This window comes from Zunongwangia pacifica, from assembly GCF_023499215.1.
Lineage (GTDB): Bacteria > Bacteroidota > Bacteroidia > Flavobacteriales > Flavobacteriaceae > Zunongwangia > Zunongwangia pacifica.
In genome coordinates, this window is the sequence record NZ_JAKHSK010000015.1 from 72,255 (window position 1) to 91,432 (window position 19,178).

General features: G+C 37.1%; 11 protein-coding genes. All 11 read right to left on the reverse strand.

Annotated features, from left to right (window positions below; all coding sequences use genetic code 11):
- Nucleotides 1-3: 3 nt before the first annotated feature.
- The 11 genes from L1967_RS11820 to L1967_RS11870 all read right to left on the reverse strand — a co-directional run bounded on the left by L1967_RS11820 (nucleotide 4) and on the right by L1967_RS11870 (nucleotide 19,177).
- The gene (locus L1967_RS11820) at nucleotides 4-1,776 is read right to left on the reverse strand and encodes an L-fucose isomerase (protein ID WP_249601833.1); all 1,773 of its coding nucleotides are present in this window, start codon (nucleotides 1,774-1,776) and stop codon (nucleotides 4-6) included.
- Nucleotides 1,777-1,794: 18 nt separating this feature from the next.
- Nucleotides 1,795-3,024, reverse strand: a complete 1,230-nt coding sequence (locus L1967_RS11825) for a DUF6786 family protein (protein ID WP_249601834.1) — start codon at nucleotides 3,022-3,024, stop codon at nucleotides 1,795-1,797.
- A 15-nt stretch (nucleotides 3,025-3,039) separates the two neighbouring features.
- The gene (locus L1967_RS11830; protein WP_249601835.1) at nucleotides 3,040-4,182 is read right to left on the reverse strand and encodes a glycoside hydrolase family 172 protein; all 1,143 of its coding nucleotides are present in this window, start codon (nucleotides 4,180-4,182) and stop codon (nucleotides 3,040-3,042) included.
- A gap of 158 nt (nucleotides 4,183-4,340) precedes the next feature.
- Nucleotides 4,341-5,360, reverse strand: coding sequence for a LacI family DNA-binding transcriptional regulator (locus tag L1967_RS11835; protein WP_249601836.1), 1,020 nt, complete (start codon nucleotides 5,358-5,360; stop codon nucleotides 4,341-4,343).
- A gap of 221 nt (nucleotides 5,361-5,581) precedes the next feature.
- Nucleotides 5,582-6,814, reverse strand: coding sequence for a site-specific integrase (locus L1967_RS11840; RefSeq protein WP_249601837.1), 1,233 nt, complete (start codon nucleotides 6,812-6,814; stop codon nucleotides 5,582-5,584).
- Between the two features lie 388 nt (nucleotides 6,815-7,202).
- On the reverse strand, nucleotides 7,203-8,552 hold the full coding sequence (locus tag L1967_RS11845) for an ATP-binding protein (protein ID WP_249601838.1): 1,350 nt from the start codon (nucleotides 8,550-8,552) through the stop codon (nucleotides 7,203-7,205).
- A 114-nt stretch (nucleotides 8,553-8,666) separates the two neighbouring features.
- Nucleotides 8,667-10,304 carry a hypothetical protein gene (locus L1967_RS11850; RefSeq protein WP_249601839.1) on the reverse strand — a complete coding sequence of 546 codons (1,638 nt, stop codon included), beginning with the start codon at nucleotides 10,302-10,304 and terminating at the stop codon, nucleotides 8,667-8,669.
- Between the two features lie 82 nt (nucleotides 10,305-10,386).
- Nucleotides 10,387-10,584, reverse strand: coding sequence for a hypothetical protein (locus L1967_RS11855; protein ID WP_249601840.1), 198 nt, complete (start codon nucleotides 10,582-10,584; stop codon nucleotides 10,387-10,389).
- Nucleotides 10,566-11,261 (reverse strand): hypothetical protein, encoded by a 696-nt coding sequence (locus tag L1967_RS11860; protein ID WP_249601841.1) that lies wholly within the window; start codon nucleotides 11,259-11,261, stop codon nucleotides 10,566-10,568. Before L1967_RS11860 ends, L1967_RS11855 begins: the two co-directional genes overlap by 19 nt.
- Nucleotides 11,261-14,281 carry an HsdM family class I SAM-dependent methyltransferase gene (locus L1967_RS11865; RefSeq protein ID WP_249601842.1) on the reverse strand — a complete coding sequence of 1,007 codons (3,021 nt, stop codon included), beginning with the start codon at nucleotides 14,279-14,281 and terminating at the stop codon, nucleotides 11,261-11,263. Before L1967_RS11865 ends, L1967_RS11860 begins: the two co-directional genes overlap by 1 nt.
- 27 nt (nucleotides 14,282-14,308) lie before the next feature.
- On the reverse strand, nucleotides 14,309-19,177 hold the full coding sequence (locus tag L1967_RS11870) for a DEAD/DEAH box helicase (RefSeq protein WP_249601843.1): 4,869 nt from the start codon (nucleotides 19,175-19,177) through the stop codon (nucleotides 14,309-14,311).
- Nucleotide 19,178 lies beyond the last annotated feature (1 nt).

A 19,178-nucleotide genomic window follows, 5' to 3' on the forward strand; every position in this document is an offset into this window, starting at 1 on the left:
TAATTATTGATACAGTGGTCCATAAGCAGCACAGGCTCTAAAATCACTTCCTTCATTATCCATTCCGAAAGCATTCCAGGCGGAGGGGCGAAATACCTTTTCTGCTTCCACGTTATGCATATTAACCGGAATTCTTAACATCGATGCCATAGTGATCAAATCTTTTCCGATATGTCCGTAGCTGATAGCACCATGGTTGGAGCCCCAGTTATACATCACGGAATACACATCACGGAAGGCTTCAGCTTCGGTAAGGCGTGGCACAAACCAGGTAGTAGGCCAGGTTTTATCGGTACGATCGTCCAGCGAACTATTTACTTCTTCTGGAAGATCTATAGTCCATCCTTCAGCAATTTGCAGGACCGGGCCAATACCTTTTACCAGGTTGATACGGCACATGGTTACCGCCATTCCCCCTTCTGTAAGAAATTTGGAAGAAAAACCGCCCCCCCTAAAATAACCGCGATTGGCAGGATACCAGGTAGTTGCCTTCAGACAGGCCTTTACGTCCTGCTCTTCTATTTCCCAAAAGGGTTTCAGCACACTTTCCCCTTTTTTTGTCATTTTCCCAGAACCATCCAGCGTAGCAGAACCTGAATTAATGAGGTGAATAAATCCGTTTTTGGCATCGCCCTCCGGTTTCCAGCCGGTGACTTCTTTCACCGCATCAGCGCTCCAGTACGTACGCACATCGGCAAAGATCTGTGCGGTATTGGTGAGCAGGTAATTGAAAAGCATGGAAATACCGTTTAGGGAATCATTTTCGGTCGCTACCATATACGGCGCTCGAATCCCGTTCCAATCGAAGGAAGAATTCAGAATAGCTTCTGAAAAATCGCCATTGGGGAGAAAATCGGTCCATTGCCGCTGTCCCTGGAAGCCAGAAACCAACGCATCGTGCCCAAAAGCTTCTTCGCCATGCCCCATTTCTTTCAGTTTAGGGTTTCCATCCATCAGGTCGCGAATGATCAAAGTCATTTTCACCACAAATTCCCAATCTTCATCTTTCTCTTCGCGGGAACGCTGTTTTCCCTCTTCGTTATAGTCTTCTCCTTCTTTGCAGTGCTTTTTAGTCCATTCCAGGGCTTTCTGAAATTCTTCGGGATCATAAATATCCTTTTCAATTCTTCGGAAAACCTCTGTAGAATCTACATATTCGTTCCTCATTCCCAGGTATTCCTGAAAGAAATCTGGGTCGATGGCAGAACCTACAATCCCCATGGAAACACTGCCTATGGCCAGGTAAGATTTGCCTTTCATGAGTGCCACGGCCATCCCGGAACGGGCAAACTGCAGTAATTTTTCCTTTACATCTTCACTGATGCTCTGATCTTCCATATCCTGCACATCTTTCCCATATATGCTGAAAGCCGGAAGTCCTTTCTGATTATGCGCCGCCAGGGTTGCCGCCAAGTATACTGCGCCCGGCCGCTGGGTGCTGTTCAAGCCCCAGATAGCCTTGGGAAGATGCGGATCAAAATCCATAGTTTCAGTGCCATAGGCCCAACAGGGAGTGACAGAAAGGGAAACCCCTACATTCTCCTTTTTGAATTTCTTGGCACAGTTGGTAGCTTCTTTCACCCCGCCAATACAGCTATCGGCAATTACACAATTGACGGGATCCCCATTGGGATATCTAAGTTCTGAACTAAAAAGGTCGGCCACATTTTTGGCCATATTCATGGTAATTTCTTCAAGCGATTCTCGAACCCCGCCTAAACGACCATCGATAATGGGCCGAATTCCTATTTTGGGGTATTCTTTCGAATTCATCATACTATTTCTGATTTGGTTTTATTTAAATGCCTGCTGAACTTCTTCCAGACTGATATTCAGCAATTGTTTACATATTTTATTCAGATGCGTTTTGTTTCCGGTAAAATGGAAAACGCTATGCTCATGCGTGAGCGTTTCATTCGGTTTTAAAAAGGCGGCCGGCGACACACTTTCAATCTCGTAAAAAGGGCCCATTTGTGAACCGTCTTCCAGAGGACCATCATTGTAAGCGTTCACCGCATCACCCTGGTAGGGATCTTTTGTATCTGTCCATTCCTGGTTAAGATAGATTGCGTTTTTATCGAGGTCATATAATGTAATGGTAAGGGTATTGCTCTTGGGATCGTAGCTACCACTTTTGTTCCTGGCGCGATTGGGAGGGACGCCCAGTTTTCCACGATTCTTCCCATCGGCTTTAAATAGAATCGTTCCGTTTTCCATGATTATCCGGTCTTTCGGAATTTCACCAAAATAATCGGTAGTCGCGATCTTCCCTTCGCTTTGCTCTTGGTAAGGCACGATGATCACGGTTTCTGGCGATGGCGTAAACATATCCAGTATCCAGATACAGGGAGCACCAGTTTCCTGCGTCCAGGCTTGTTTGCCGGTGTTTGAAATACGGTTAATTGTGGTAAAACCTACGACTTTGAGACTATCGGTTTTTATGTTCATTAAAGAATTTATGGCAGCTCCCGAAAGGATTTTTACGCTTCTTTCGGCCTGAAGATTCAATTCGGTTCCTGCATAATTGGTCAATTTCATCGCTTTTGTCATGCTCACTTCCCTGGCGGACTTGTTTTGTACTTCCCAGGATTCGGTATCAACCCCGGCGGGCGTTAACCAATTCTCGTAAACCATTTCTTCCTTCGGCTTAAAAAACAGGGAATATTTGCTACCTTCCGGTCCCAGCCAAAAACGATTTTCCCCGCCATAAGCATTCATATGAGGATCTTTTTCACCGTTGAAAGCTTCATAATTGATCCAGCCGAAACTTTTCCCGGTTGCTCCTTCCGCAGAAGATGTAAAAACCTTGGCCTGGTATTTTGGCGAAACAATCACAGTGCTGGTATTATCTTCCAGTACGATCAAATTTTCATCTTTTTCTTTCAGAAATTGAAGGTCATAGCCAAAACTGCCTTCCTGAAACGTTTTTTCTTCAGTCATTGTTTCTTCTTCTTTTTTGTCATGATTTCCGCAGGAGACCATAAGCGCAATCGATATAGTTTTTAATAACAGGGAATATCGCATGTTTATCTTTTTGGATTAATTTACTTCTAAATCGTTTTTGGAAGGAAGGTCTGGGAAAGAGGCATGTGGTTCCAGCTGATACCAGTAGGAAACTGAACTGATATCAGATTGTTGCTGAAGATAGCGATGTTCACTTCGCCATCCTAGGTCCTGGATGGTCACTTTCAAATCTTTGTCAAACCTTATAGGATCCTGAATATGCCAGCGGTACATCCCAAAGCATTGTTGGGAATTATAAGCTCCATCGGGCTTGATGATTTGGTGCAGACCGGCATAGGGAGTGGAGTAATATTGATATTCCCCATTCCTGTCAAAATTATAAGAGCCTAAAAAATAATCTTCTGTCCCTGTACCGGCTATAGTCGGAAATTTGCGATCTCCATCCATATAGAATTTAATCTCCCCTTCTCCCCACCAGCCACGGTTGTTGACCTGCCAGGCTAAATACGTTCCCACATACTGGCCTTTTCCCTTAATCCCATCAACCAATGTATGGATAGCACCTTCGGTTGGATGACTTCTGCGGAATTGTGCATGAAAATAGGCCGCGTCTTCAGGCACATCTGTCAGCGCGTAATTTATTTGATAGTACAAAAACATCTCATTGCTACTGATGTTTTCCAGAGTGATACGACATTTCTTCCGGAATGGCATGGGCCAGAAAGAATTGAAAGCGCTACCCGGGTTAACGGTTATTGGCTGGGAATTTAGAGGAGCGTATTCGCCCCATCCCATCCCGAAGAAATCACCCACAGGCACTTCTACAGAAGGTTCTTTTTCATCATCCCAGTAAATTCGCAATATGGAAAATCTCCAATTGCCGGTGGGCGTCATCCACATATGCTGTATGATACCCTCATCTGTAATTTCAACCAGGGTAAATGTTTCGCCGGGTTTTATTTTCACAGAAGGGCTTACCTTCCAGCCCTGCCCCAGTTCCCGAGCAGGTTCACTACCGGTTCCCTCTCCCAGTTTGGCCATTGCTCCTTTGCCTTTCTCACCAGTAAAATTTTCGGGACTTATTGATCGTGTTAGAGCATCAGAGGTTCGATAAATATTACCTAAATTCATATTAATACCTCGAAAGGTTTCTTCCTGGGAAAAGCTGAAAGCTGAGATTAAAAGAAAACATACTAAGAAAGTATAATTGAATTTCATACAGTTCATTTTAAACGATTAACCAAGCGTCAAAAATTTCTACCAATATATATTTAATCGATTAAATAAAAAACTATTTTAATGAAAAAATCAATTAAAACATTCAAAAATTGTCAATACAGTAATATATAATAGGTATGATTAAGATGTTAGCAAAATTATTTTCTACCGCAGGATTCCCGAATGATTAGCTCGGTGTCAAGGCATACTTTCTTTTCTTTTGTATCCAAATCATTAATTTTATGGATCAGTATTTCAACAGCATTTTCTGCAAGCGCGCCCAATGGTTGTTTTACTATAGTGAGCGGGCAGTAATAGAAATCAAAGGCTTCCCCCTCATCAAAACTTACCACAGCCAGATCTTTTCCCACTTCCACGCTTAAACGATCTAGATATTTTAGACCATATACAGCCAATGTGTTCGTGGCAAAAAAGATTGCTTCGACATTTGGTTTTTCATGCAATAAGATATCAATTGCATTATGCACACCATTTTTGATATCAGAAAACTCAATTTCGTGCAGCCAATTATTGGATACTTTAAGCTTATGATCTTTCATTACGGTGTCATAACCCCTTACTCTTTCACGCATGTGATATAATGAATTTGAATAAGCAATGATTCCAATTTTCTCACTTCCCTTTTCTATTAATCTTCTTACTGCACCGTAGGCAGCTTCAAAATTGTTAACCGTTACAGAGTTTGAATTTATAGTTGGAAAAAACCTATCAATTAACACAAAAGGAATATTTTGCTCCTTTAAATATTTAATTTGATCTTCAGAATTTTCTGTAGGTGCTATTATAAAACCGTCCACTTGTCGGTTTGAAAGGAATTGGATAAGATCCCATGATTTTTCAGCCTTTTCATCTGAACTACCGAAGATAACCGTATAGTTTAGTTTTGCCGCTTCATCTTCAATGATACGAGCGATATTGGCGAAAAAGGGGTTTGAAATATCCGCTACAATAAGGCCAATGGTAAAAGTTTTTCCACTTTTTAAACTTTTGGCTATTTGGTTTGGTTGATAGTTCAATTCCTTAGCGGCAGCCTTTACTTTTTTTGATACTTCAGCGCTTACTTTACTTTCTTTTCCTTTAGAAAGCACATAAGAAACTGTAGCTGTGGAAACACCTACCTTTTCAGCAATATCTTTAAGAGATGGTTTCCTCTTCATTCTTTAATCGATTAAATAAGCAATTTATGAAAATAAATTAATCTTAATGAATTTGATTCAATAGATGCAAAATATTTTAATTTGTTAAACTTTGTTAAAGCGAGATCAATCCGGTGACTAATTTTTTATGACCTATGGAAAGTTCTGTAAATACCACAAAAGTCATAAAACGGTCGTTCCCTCCGACTTTACTAGAAATATAATCAAGAATACCTTCGCAATCAATCTTTACCAATTTTGAGCTTTTTGCTAAGTTCAGACATATCCTTACTTAATTTATCTTCCAGCACGCGAGCATAAATTTGTGTCGTTGCTATTTTTGTATGCCCTAAAAGTTTTGAAACTGTTTCTATAGGTACTCCATTAGACAAAGTTATCGTAGTTGCAAAAGTATGTCTGGCCATATGAAAAGTTAGGTTTTTCTGTATATCACAAAGCTCAGCTACTTCCTTTAAAAACAAGTTGACTTTTACATTGGTTATAATAGGTAAAAGACTTTTTGTTATCTCTGTCATTGGATGTGATTGATATTTTACCAAAATTTTCAAAGGCTTTTCTAATAATGGTATTTTGACATTTGTTTTGGTCTTATTTCTTAAAGTGAATATCCATTTTTGACCATCCAAACCGGTTCTGATATTACTTTCATTTAGATCATTAATATCGGAAAAACTAATTCCTGTATAACAGCTAAAAACAAACAAGTCTCTTACCCTATCCAAACGATCATTATAAAATTCGAAATCTTCGATTTGTTTTAATTCATTAATATTTAAAAAATCTCTTTCCTTTTTTTCAAACGTAGGTTTCCAACGTACAAAAGGATCTTTATCAACCCATTCTAAATGGAAGGCAAGGGTAATAATTTTACGAAGTCTTTGTACATGTTTCATCACCGTATTATGACTCATCGCATTAACGTGGCCTTTCGGCCAACAGGTAAAAAGAAAATTTGAAAAATCATTAATAAATTTATAGTTCAGTTCACTAAGGTAAATTGAATTTGTTTTGAGTTCTTCTCTTAAAAATCGCAATAGATATTTCTCGGTGACCTTGAAATTGCGAACCGAACCTTCGGCTAGTGTTTTATCAATCTTTTGCCGGTGATACTCCAGAATATCCATCAGCGTTTTATCTCCAGGTCCTTCCCCTAAAAAATTAGCTTTTAGAAGTTCAGCAGTTACTTCTTTATTCTGAAATCGTAGATCCTGATAATTCTGGAAAATTTTGGCTCTTGTTTCATTAATTAATGTATTAGCTTCTTTTGCCTCTTTGGTATTCCCATCGATTCTTTGTGCGGTAGCATTCCACAGATCAAATGGAATTTTAGCTTTTAAGCTGATATTTACCCTATGACTATTGAGGGATATTCTAACATAAAGGTTTGTCTGATTGTACTTAACTCTGGAAGAATACACCCAGAATAAGATGGAAAAAGTTTTTGAAGTACGCATTGGATCGTCTTTTAAATTAGCAATCAATAAAGACGAAAGTCAAATCACAAAATATTAAATCACTGATAATCAAAGTGTCAACATGTTGACAGAATGGTTTTATGTTGACGAATTGTGATACATTAAAGATATAAAACCTTTAATTAAAAAAACACTCCTAAAACATAAAACCCTGTAAATCATAGTATTTACAGGGTTTCGACTTCATTTGAATAATTTAAAAGTGAACGATATGGTACAAAACTCGAACCAATTAATAGAGGATTTAAAACTTCTGGCTGATATGTTGGCTGCTTAATCAGTAATGGGGTCATTCAAAACTATTGATAATGAACGATTTATTTGTAATCAAAAAATTCATGGCTCCATTGCGGCCCGTTTGGCCCCTTTATGACCCCATAGCTGTTTGGGTTCGGAAAATATAAGAAGTTCCCTTACCAGTCGTTCCTTTTCTCTCAATGAACTCTTTATCCATTAGTTCCTGTAAATCACGGGTAGCCGTTCGTTTGGATATATTCTCAAGTCGTTGGTATTCTGTATTACTTATAGAACCATGCTCTTTAATATATAATAGAGCATTGACTTGTCTTGTGGGAAGGTTTTGTTTTTTAAAGTAATCTTCGGTATAAATATCTTTTAGAAAAATAACACTTACTCCACCCTGATCTTCCTCAATAATCGGTTCAGGCAATCCTGCCCCTTTACAGGCATCAATGATTTTATTTATCCCTCGCCCCCAGGATTCAATATAACCAGCTTTGAAAAAAGCATTGGCTATATTTCGATTTCGGGGATAGGACGAATGTTCTTGTTTTAGTTTATCAATTGTCAATTCTTCTGGTAAAGTTCCCGGATTCCATAAATGTAATCTGTCATCATACACCCGAAGAAAGGTATATGTACTGGAATAATCCTTATGAATAATAGCATTCAATATTGCTTCTCTTAATGCCGTTTCTGGATATTCCAATGGTTCCATACGCTCCAATCCCTTATAGGAAATAGGTCTAACCAAATATTTGGCTTTAAGGATTTCGATTACTTTATCAGCCATTTCAAAAATGTTGGTTTCAACGATGTCTTGAAACAAAAGATCATGGCTGGACTTTCCAAATCGCCCAATCTTGAAACTGGCCGTTACCGATACCTTGATTAGCTTTTTCCCAAATAATAAAACAGCGGCATTTGTTAGCTGCCCTTGTTCTGTAAGAAGTCCGAGGTTTTTGAATAGGGTTTGTTTACCAAGGTTTAGTGTATTTGGAGGAATACGATCTTTCTCAATTGCCTTAATAATAAATGCTTGAATGCTATTACCATTAAGGTCGGAAAAGGTTATTCCTTCGACAGCCATATCCTCCCATTTCTTTCCCATTTTATTGAGCAGCAGGTTTTGTAAAGCAATTCCTTTAAGTTCTTGTTTGGTGCTTCCGCTTCGGTAATGATAAACTCCATGATAAGCAATTGGTACATTACTAATCGGAACAATAATTTCAAGATAGTTTTTTCCTTCAGCCGCATGCAGATTCACATCAACCACAAGTCCTAAATGGTTAACAGACTTGTTTGGAATGTCTTCCATTAGCTTTTTATAATTATCTACACCGGTAATATTTCCGTTATCATCAATACCTATATAAATATGGCCCCCTTTTGCATTGGCAAAACCACAAATCCATTTCAGATATTCATCTCTCCAAGCCTGTTTGTATTCTACATTTTGAGTTTCTCCTCGCTCCATTTTCGCACTGCATTTTCTCAAAAACAAAGCTAACTATAATGGGAATCTGTATCCTAATCAAAATATGGTGGGCTTCTAAAAATGAATGGTTTAATTTCCATTCTTTAGGCATAATTATTCTGATTGAGTTATTTTATGTTGAGAACGGATAATTTTCCATTCACCTACTTTTATTTCATTTTCAAAAGGAGTAAAAACATTCTCGTGATTTTTATCATCCTCAATAATTCTCATTAGTTCATTAATACTTCCTTTGCCATCTTTCATGGAAGATATCTTTTGTTTGAATGTTAACATGTCCAAAATAGGAATATCTATATTATCGGAAATAGGGACAGGTAATGGCTTATGAGTTATCAATAAGCCGTATGTGGCAAAACCTTCAATATTAGTTGTACCAATTTTACTTAGTTTTCTAAATAACTCAATATAATTTTTGACTTGGATACTGCCCTTTTTAAGTTCATTCATTTTATAATCTACTTCAGAAGCAGAAATTGGCCCAATAAAATGTTTATAATCTATAATGTATATACATCTATCATCTGAATTGATAAGAATAAGATCAGGGTGTATCTGTTTACCTCCAAACTTGACCATCTTCTCCAAATAAGGTGTCCAAGAACTTACATCTTTTACATAGTTGTATAGTTCATTGAGATTACACTTTTCAATCAAATTGATTAGCTTATCATAAATTTTCTTTTTGGATCCTTTATTTAAGGCACCTAAAATCATTCTTGATGGCTCTAGTTGCGAAAAGAGGTTCGGTAAAATATAGTATGTACCAGATGAAGAAAGTATAAATGGCTGAATACTAACACTTGTATGGAAAGTATTAGGATTAAAAGTAAGATCATTAATTATTGCAGCAGCTACTTTCTTCGGGAGTCCCGTAATAGTGGCTGCCAAATTTTCAAATTGAGTAGTACTCAAATATAATGGATTCGAACCAAAAGAAAGATTTTTTCCTGATTTAGAGTCTAAGACCGCTTCCGTCCAGCGAATAAAATGAAAATTTAGAAAAAATAGAGCATAAAATTGTCGAAGTTGCCTCAGGTTATAACCATCAAATTCCGTACTTTCTTCTAGTTCCGGAAACAATATTTCACACATTTTTCTATATAATAAGGGATAAGATTTAGAATCTCTACCCCTATCCCAGTCTATGTGATTAGCTATAGGAGGCGAGGAAAAATCTATATCTTTTAACCACTCTTCATATTCGATTTCCATTTCATTATGAGGATAACTATAATAAACTACTTGCATTTGCTTAGCATACAAAAGTTGATTATCGTACACACTGGAGTAATTATACCCCTCAGGATTTAAAAATGTGATAGTTTTATTCTCTTCGCTAAAAATAGCTGTTTTAATTCCTCTCGACCATGTAACAAATTCTTGAGCAATCATATGATATCCGGTTCCCCAACCTAAAAAGTCGGCAGCCATTTCTTGTAATTGCCTTGTTGATTCATCAGATATATCTCTATACAATGGTTGGTTTTGTTTTAGCATCCATCTAATACAATGACCAATTCCATGTAACATATTACTTAAATAAATGGATACATTATGAGCATCTTGCCCATTTGCTATTAGATTGTCTCTATGTCTTTCAGTATCTCCATAAACCTGTAGTAAGTAAGGAATAACAATATCTTCAGAATATTTATAAAATAAATAATCCTCATAATGTTTATCTAGGATATCTTTTTCAAAAATTCTTATTTTTTCATGCTCAGTCATATTGTTAAATTCATTCGATCCTGCGAATTAGTTAATTATCAATGTTTCTATTCAGAAGTTAATTCAAGTAAGATTAAGTTTCTTAAATAAAACCTGTTTGAGCAGATAAGTCAATAATATCGGTTTTGGTCATACGAACTTCTTCGATAGCCTGAATTGAATTTACAATTGCTTCAAAAAGCGGCAAAAATGTATTGCTATATGCGAGTTTCTTTTCGTTTGTTTTTCCTTTAATATCTATTGTATAGGTCAGTTGTTTGTTTAGATTAAGCTTACCCAAATATGATGCATATTCAACTGCTCTATTCTTTTTCTTTTTGGCTTGGACAGATAACTGCATATCTTGCCATTGTTCCAATTTGGATCAAGATAATCATCGCCGTCCCATATTAGCGTTGTATCACATGGTCTATTGATTTCTTCTTTTATCCAACCATTTATTTTTTTCTCCCAATGTTCAAAGGAATCGGTTTGGACGTAGCCTATAATTGCAGCATGAACTACATCTTTTCCGTGTCTCAGGTTTTTAAAACGTTCTATTCCACCAGAATTTCTAGTTAACTTTCCTTTATCGTATTCACCAATTACATATTCTCGTTCTCTTTTCTTCGGCAAAGTTGAGCTTAGTCGTTTTGCTTCAAATTTCACCAAAGTACATTCTTCACCTTCCTTATTATATGCCTGTGCATAAGTATAGGTGCCAAATGCAGCAAAATCTGTTGAAGTGTTTTCTTTAGCATCCTCTATGTTTTGATGCTGAAAGAAGAAAGGAAATTCGGGTGGTTTTTTGAAACCTAACTGCTTACATAATTCGTTTGTAAGATGGTTTTCATTATCGTTCTCTTTTCCTCCAAAATCATGCAAGACAGATGTAAAAAAATCGAATACTTTCGAAATAATCTTTCCATTAGGAGCACTATCTAATGTACCAAATGTATTGTTACTGATGTACTCCATTATTTGCCTTGTTTATATAAGTCATTAAATGTTTCATCAGCATCACGGATGGCAATTGATTTTAACCAATATCTCTTCTGATTGGGTTTGTATAGAAGAATAACATTTTTATGATAAACCTTAATAATCCGCTTAACCCAAAGGTTATAGGAAACTTGATGGTCAATAAGTTCCTTTAACTTTTCTTCCACTCCTTCTAATGTTTCAGGAATTTCGATTTCTGGCTTGCTTCCTAAAATGAATGGATACGCAATAAAATCTTTCCCAACAATGGCTTTGAGCGGTTTGAAATTATCGTAGATCGAGTTCAATATTCGACAGTAAATTTCACCGAACTCTGTTAAATCACTTTTTACTGCTGGACTAAGTATTTCACTTTTTTCACCTTCTTTTCTAAACTCAGAATAGTACTTGGAAACATCATCTAACAGAATTTTCTCAACAAAATCGAATTCCAATTTTTTCTCAGGATAAGGAAGGGATAGAATATCATTCTTAAGTACAACACCTTCTCTTGTGGAAATAATTCTACCACTTAAAAGCCAAAGTAGAGCTGAATAAGAAACATTGCCTTTTATTCTTGTAGCAATTTCTTGCAGTATTTTCGAATCCTTTTCAGGAGCTGATATTCCAATTACTTCGTTTCTAAATGTTAAATAATCATCTCTGAATTCTATAGGTATTGAAGCTGTCCCTGACTGTTCTTTAATCAGCAAATGTGGAGGACGAAATATCTCTTTATTTGTCTTAGCTGATCGGTAAAAGTATTGTATAACACATGTTTTGGTTTGACTAATACCGTCCTCTGTAAAATCTTCGGTTTCAACAAATGGGTAACCTGTAATCCAATCTGCCTCATGTTTGGATTTTAATTTCTTTAGTTCTTCCTCTTCTTCCTTATTGAATACCTCTTGTATAGATAAGGCATGAATTCTCTGGATACTTTTTGCGGATGAGGATTCTATCCAACCTTCTCCCACCTTCCATCCGTCTGACTTAATTTTTTCATTTAAATAGGATTCTAAAGAAGGAACACTATATATTTTTTCAACAAGTCTATGAAGTCTCCCTCCTCCCATAAAATTAGCTTGCCAAATTCCTGGAATTGATAGTGCTTTATTGTAGGCAGTAGCGTGAATATCGTAGTGATCAATCTCAAATTCCACCTTTTCACTAGAGGCTTTTGTTCGTCTGAAAATAAGATGTTGGATAATTTCACCTTTTGGATTCTTCCTTTCAGCAAATACAGCCACAACAGGAGGTTTTGCACTTGAACTACTACCGATGAATAGTTTTGCCCTTAAAGGTGTAAAGTCAAATATTGCTTTGAAATAATTTGTTTCTAACAAATACTTTCTAAAGCTATGAACCTTCGTATTATATAGAACTGGTCCTGAGGGTAGTATAAGACAGCTTTTCCCACCTTCTTTTAGAAGTTTAAATGACTGTTCTAAAAACAATAGAGCTATTTGTTTTTGAGGAACCTCTGGACGATTGGTAATCTCATTTCTTGAAGAATTATTCACAATATCAGCCCATTCAGTAAACCTTTCTTCAAAAGGTGGATTACCTATTACAAGATCAAAATTATCACACAGTTTATTCTCATGAAGTGTTTTGAAAAAATCACCACTAAAAAGGTTTTGGTCAATTAAATTATCAAAATGAACATTTTTCCAAATCTCTTTTGGTGAAAGAGAATCCAAAAGAGCTAAATCTAAACTAAAAGAAGTAAGTGTAACAGCTTCTTCTTCTAAATCACAACCATAGATATTTTCTTTAAGAAGTTTTTTTAATTCATTAATGTTATCCTTAGTTGGCTTAGCCCATGAATTTTTTACACGCCACCACTGAATGATTCTTTTAAAGGCTCCTACAAGAAAAATTCCTGAACCACATGCAGGATCCAAGACTTTAAATTGCTCTCTTGGTTCATTCAAAGACATACAACGATCTATCAGGAATTGAACAAGGTATGGAGGTGTATAAACAACACCTTTTTTCTTTTTGCCATCCTCATCAGCTAAAAAATCTTCGTATATATGGCTAATTAACTCAATAGGCAAGTAGTTAAATTGATATAATCTCCATAGAGACATTTGGCCTAAACCATATTTTGAAGAAGATAAAATAGATGTTTCTCCTTTAACAAAATGCTGAAATACGACTAAATCAACTGTCCTTAAATTTGCAAGTTCATTATCATTAATACCAAAAATCTGTCCGTTGAAGTGTTCTTTACTAGAAAGATCATTTAGCATATTAGCAAATGTGTCTGCATCTTTCAGCACACCTTCAAGTGTTGGGCTTTCAGGATTATAATCCTTATAAAATTCTTCCGGGTCTAACGCTCCTTTACCATTTTCATCCTTTCGTTCTTCCAAATATTTGATAAGAATGAGCATCATCAATACTCTTTTCACCAATCCTGCTTTTTCATAACCAACCTGATCAATGATATGAGCCTTAACGTTTTTTAGTTGATTTAATAATTGTTCATAGGCACTTTGTCCATATTTATAGTTCTTGTTTGCTTGTAAGTCCCAAAACAACCCTGAATCAAACTGGCGAGCATGGTATTGACGAATTTTTTTCTGGGTTTCACTTAATAGGTTAATGCAGTCATGTTCTTTCGTAATGAAATGTGCATTATCCTGATTCCAATCTGGTTTTAATCCACAGTTATAGACAAGTATTTGTGAGGAACGGAAAATAAAACAGTACGGTACAATTCCGGCATTCCACAAACGATGATGTATTTCAGCGTCTTCATTATGATCTGAATCTAGTTCAGGAATATCATAAATGTAAACTTGTGGTCTTGGCGGACGGGTAGGATTGTCAAAAAATCTAAAATAGACTGCCTTGGCATTAAAATTTTCCGCTTGTTCTAATGCTAAATATATATACTCATCATTTTCTTTTTCTTTTTCAGAAACCCACCGCAACCCTTGAGAAGTTTCATTCATCCCCAAGGTTTCTATGGCTTCCGCCAAAGATATGTTGTTGCTATTACTCATTATAAAAATATGTCGAGGTTCATGCGCTTACTTAATTTCTTCAAACTCCAACTCCGGCAACCCTTCCACGATCTCAACGGTCTGTACACTTACATTGATAATACTCAACAGTAAATCCAAAATATACCTTGAATTGCCCACTTCTGCCGCCCAATCATTAGGGTCATTTTTGATGCCGCTTTTCTTATCGGTTTTAACCTGGTAGCGTTCCATGATCCACTCAATGGCAGATTTGCCATTTACCACATATTTATAAGCTTTTACAGGGATATTGGAAACCACTATTTTGCTGTTGTAAATGATGGTGTCTTTTTGACTTTTCTTGGGAAAACGCATTTTTTCCACTCGATAGAAACCGGAATCTGCTCCTTTTACTTCTACACCTTCATAAGGCGGAATATCTTCGTAGTTGATATGTAGCTCTGCCAACTGACGGCCTACTTTACTGAACTTCCAAAAATCCCGAACGTCTTCTACCAAAGGAATACGGGGTAACATTTTTTTTAAGTCATTGGCAAAGGCTGTGCGATAATCGGGGCTGTGCAAAATACCATACACATAGTAGAAAATATCTTCTTTTCCCACGTTCTTTCCATAGATTTTCTTCGCCCGCTCCAAAATAAAATCTGAAACGCCATCCCTGCGGATGTACTCACTTTCTCCTGAGACATCAAAAAGACTGGGGTTGTTTTTCACACGTTCTTCGTAATAGTAAAGGGAAAAACACTGAGCCTTTTCTAAATAATCATAACTAACAACTTTGTCGGTAATCAAGCAGCTATAATTTTTACTAGACCCTAATCCGATGGCACATATTATTCTGTTTTCAGTCTTTTCATTGGGAAAATAGGATGGCTGTTGGTAAACACATTCATTAAAATCTCTTTCAAAATAAAAATGGCTTTTTACAAAGGGTCTATACGAACCAATAACGATAGCTTCTTTTTTTAATTTCCGGTTTTTTAACCCATTTAATGCTTGTTTCAATGCTCTTGACCAACTTATGTTTTTGGGATCGGTATCAATGAATTGCTCAACTTTTAATTTTTGATCTTTGCTGGATGCTTTGCTAAACCCTTCTAATTGCTCGTTATAAAATGACACAGTATTTGCCATATTCTTCTCTAATGTCCCCTTAGAATAGTTATAGACCCATGCATCACGGCTTGTAACGACTCCATTTGAATTTGTTGTGAAAAACTGTTCCTTAATTTTCTTTTTTGAACCAATTTCAATGAAAGTTTCAAACAGGTCATTTCGTTGATTCAACCAATCACCATGTTCATTTGGTTTAAGTTGCTTCCATTTTAAATCAGCATTATTAATAGAATGGAACTTATGAATAATATCTAATTTTTCCTCGCGGCTTAAATAATCTCCAATGTCGTGGTAATGAATAATGGCTTTCTTCGTTTTAGTCTTAGGTTTTTTTACCAAAAGTGTAATTGTAATCGGGGTTCGAGAACCTGAACCAAATATTTTACCACCCTCTTTGCGACTTAGTTCACCACTGGTACGCTGATTTCCCCGAAGATTAAATACCCAAATGCTGGAAAATTCTTTTTCTACGGATTTTCTAAAACCAGAAGTTGAATTTCCATCAAGCCAAGAGCCATTAGAAACAAAAGCAATTACCCCACCATTTTCAGGATCCAAACGATCAGTACTCCAACGAAAGGCTTTAATATAAGCATCATACAAAGCCTTATTCATTGAAGAATTAGATTCCGCTACATAAGTCTTGGCAATTTTTGCATCAAGCTTTGTGTATTCTTGATTCTTAGCATTATCATTCTCAGATCTTTGCCCAACAGAATAGGGAGGATTTCCCATAATTACCCGTAAAGGCGCTTTTTTTTGGCGTTCTACTCGTGCAGAGTTTTGTGGGAACATTTCAGAAAATAGCTTTTGGCTATCGTCTGTTTCCCCTAATTGAAAAGTGTCGGTTAATACAATACCATCGAAAGGTTCATACTTACGATCTTCTCCTAATTGATCATGAAAAGCATTTTCAATATTTACGGCTGCTATGTAATACGCCAACAATACGATTTCATTGGCGTGCAATTCGTTGTGGTATTTGCGTTCCAAATCCTTGGACTGAATTAAGCCGCTTTGCAGCAAACGAGTAATAAAAGTTCCCGTTCCGGTAAAGGGATCGAGTACATGAATATTTTCATCCGAAATACTACGGCCAAATTCTTTTTGCAAGACATTATTTACCGAATGAATAATAAAATCCACCACTTCTATTGGCGTATAAACAATACCTAGTTGCTCCACCATTTTCGGGAAGGCAGTTTTGAAAAACTTGTCGTATAATTCAATAATGATACGCTGCTTGCCTTCGGCATTATCAATGCCTTCTGCCCGTTTGCGCACCGATTCATAGAATTTTTGCAAGGTATCATCTTGCTCAGCCAGATTACTTCCCTCTTCTAAAGCATGTAGCATTTTCTGCATGGACTTAGAAATAGGATTGTCTGTAGAAAATGAATGGTGTTCAAACAACGCTTCAAAAACCGGCTTGGTTATAATATGCTGTGCTAGCATTTCTACAGCTTGGTTTTCTGAAATACTTGGATTGATATTCTTCTGTAATCCGGCTAAGAAATTATCAAAGGCTTTACGTTGGTCTCTTTTATTTTCAATTAAATAAGTTATACGTTCAATCTGGCGGTCGGCAATCTGGGCAACATCTTTTGCCCATTGTTCCCAATACCTTCGGTCACCTACCTTTTTCACCATACGGGCAAATACCACTGATTGCAATTGTTCAAATTGTAAAGCCATTTGTCGGCCTATATCTTTAGTGGTTTCGTAAGCCGCTGTATCTTCATTTACCAAAGAAGGGTTTCCATCACCGTCAAAGGAGTATTCCGGCCTTCCGACTAAAATATTGTTGGGTTTTTTCTTGTTGAGTTCAATCTTGTTTACTGTAGCATTAAACCGGTCATCATGCGCACGCAAGGCATTCAACACCGTCCAAACCACTTTATAACGTTCATTATCATCAAGGGCTTGGTTGGCTTCTACATCAGCCGGAACTACTACCGGAATAACAATGTAACCGTATTTCTTTCCAGGTGATTTTCGCATGACACGCCCTACAGATTGTACGACATCTACTTGCGAGTTACGTGCAGAAAGAAACAATACAGAATCTAAAGATGGAACATCCACACCTTCGCTTAATACCCGAACATTGGTAATAATACGGCATTCATTGTCAGGTGTTTCTTCTTTGAGCCATGATAACATCTGATCGCGTTCCGGTGCAGCCATAGTGCCATCCATATGCTGCGATTCCACCGTAACCATTTGCTCTTTTTTCTCACTGGGAAGTGAACTCAAATAGCTTTCGGTAGCGGTATTATAGGTAGCTGATATTTTTTTTGAAGTGGAAATATTAGCGCAAAAAGCAACTGCCCTTTTCATGGGAGCCGGATCAGATGCTTTGGTCTCACCTTCATCTCCTAAAAACTGTTTGGACAATGCATTGATCGTCCCTATGATTTTTGAAGCATCATCTGTATTGATCTCAAATTCTCCATTGGCAATCATTTTCTGAACAGCTGGCGGAACATCTTTATCATTTAATGTGAGAATAAGTACCTTGTAGTCGGTTAACAAATCTCGTTCTACTGCCTCACCAAAACCAATACGATAGATTTCATCTCCGTATAAAGCCGGGTCGTCCATAGAACATAAAATAGCTTCTGCTTGAGCTGCCTTGCTTTTGGTATTATCATCAAAAAGCCTTGGTGTAGCGGTCATGTAAAGACGTTTTTTCGCTTTGAGAAAATCCGCATCATGCACCTTGGTAAAAGCCGACTCATCCTGTCCGACCAAAGAAACGCCTGTTGTACGGTGAGCTTCATCACACACAATCAGATCAAATTCTTCGAAGCCATTTTTAAGCAATGCTTTCTGTGCTTTCGCAATTACATCAATGGATTGATAGGTAGAGAAAACTACCGTCATTCCCGGCAATCCTTTCTCTTTAATCTGCTCAAATTGATGCACAATATTTTCGGTATCGGTAGATGCAGGTAATGCAAGGTCCACTACGCTAAAAGAATCAGTATCTTCGTTTCTACTCCTTTTTTTACTGATATCTGGATCGGAACAAATACAAACGGCATTGATTTGCTCATTGGCATCTGCACTCCATTCACGCAATGTCTGCCCAAGCAAAGCAATTGAAGGAACCAAAAATAGCACCAAGCCTTTACCATCTGTTTCGTACTCAGCAATGCGAAGAGCTGTAAAAGTTTTTCCCGTCCCACATGCCATAATTAGCTTTCCCCGATCTTTCTCATTGAAATGTGTATGGGATTTTTCTAAAGCTTCATTTTGATGTGGCCTGAGTGTTTTTTTAGGTGTTCGTGCGGCATCACCGTGAATACCTTCTTCCAATTTGTACCAATCAACTGGAGCTTCAATGAGATCGAATAAATTGATTCGAGTTACCGGTGGATTTTGATTGCGAATAGCTTCTGTAGCATTGCCCCCCCATTTGTTTGTTGTGGAAATCCAAAGTCGATGAGCAAAGCGAGTGGTTTGCATTTGCTCATTTTTAAACTCACGACTCGAAGTTGAAAGAAAACTATCAACAGCAGGCTTATCAATGACTGAATATTCCTGATAGCATTTACATTGGATTGCCCAATAATCCCCTTCATGCGTTAAAGCTACCAAATCAATTCCGGTGTCACCACCCCCCAAATCTATTTTTCCGGGAAACTCATTCCAAAGCCAAACATGTTTAAATAGAAAAGCATATTTAGGATCTGTTTTTAAATAGGCTTGCATCAACCTTTCGAAACGATCGCCTTTATCTCGTTCTGAGAAAGCAATTTTTCGGTATTTATCTAATATTTTTTGAAAGCTCATT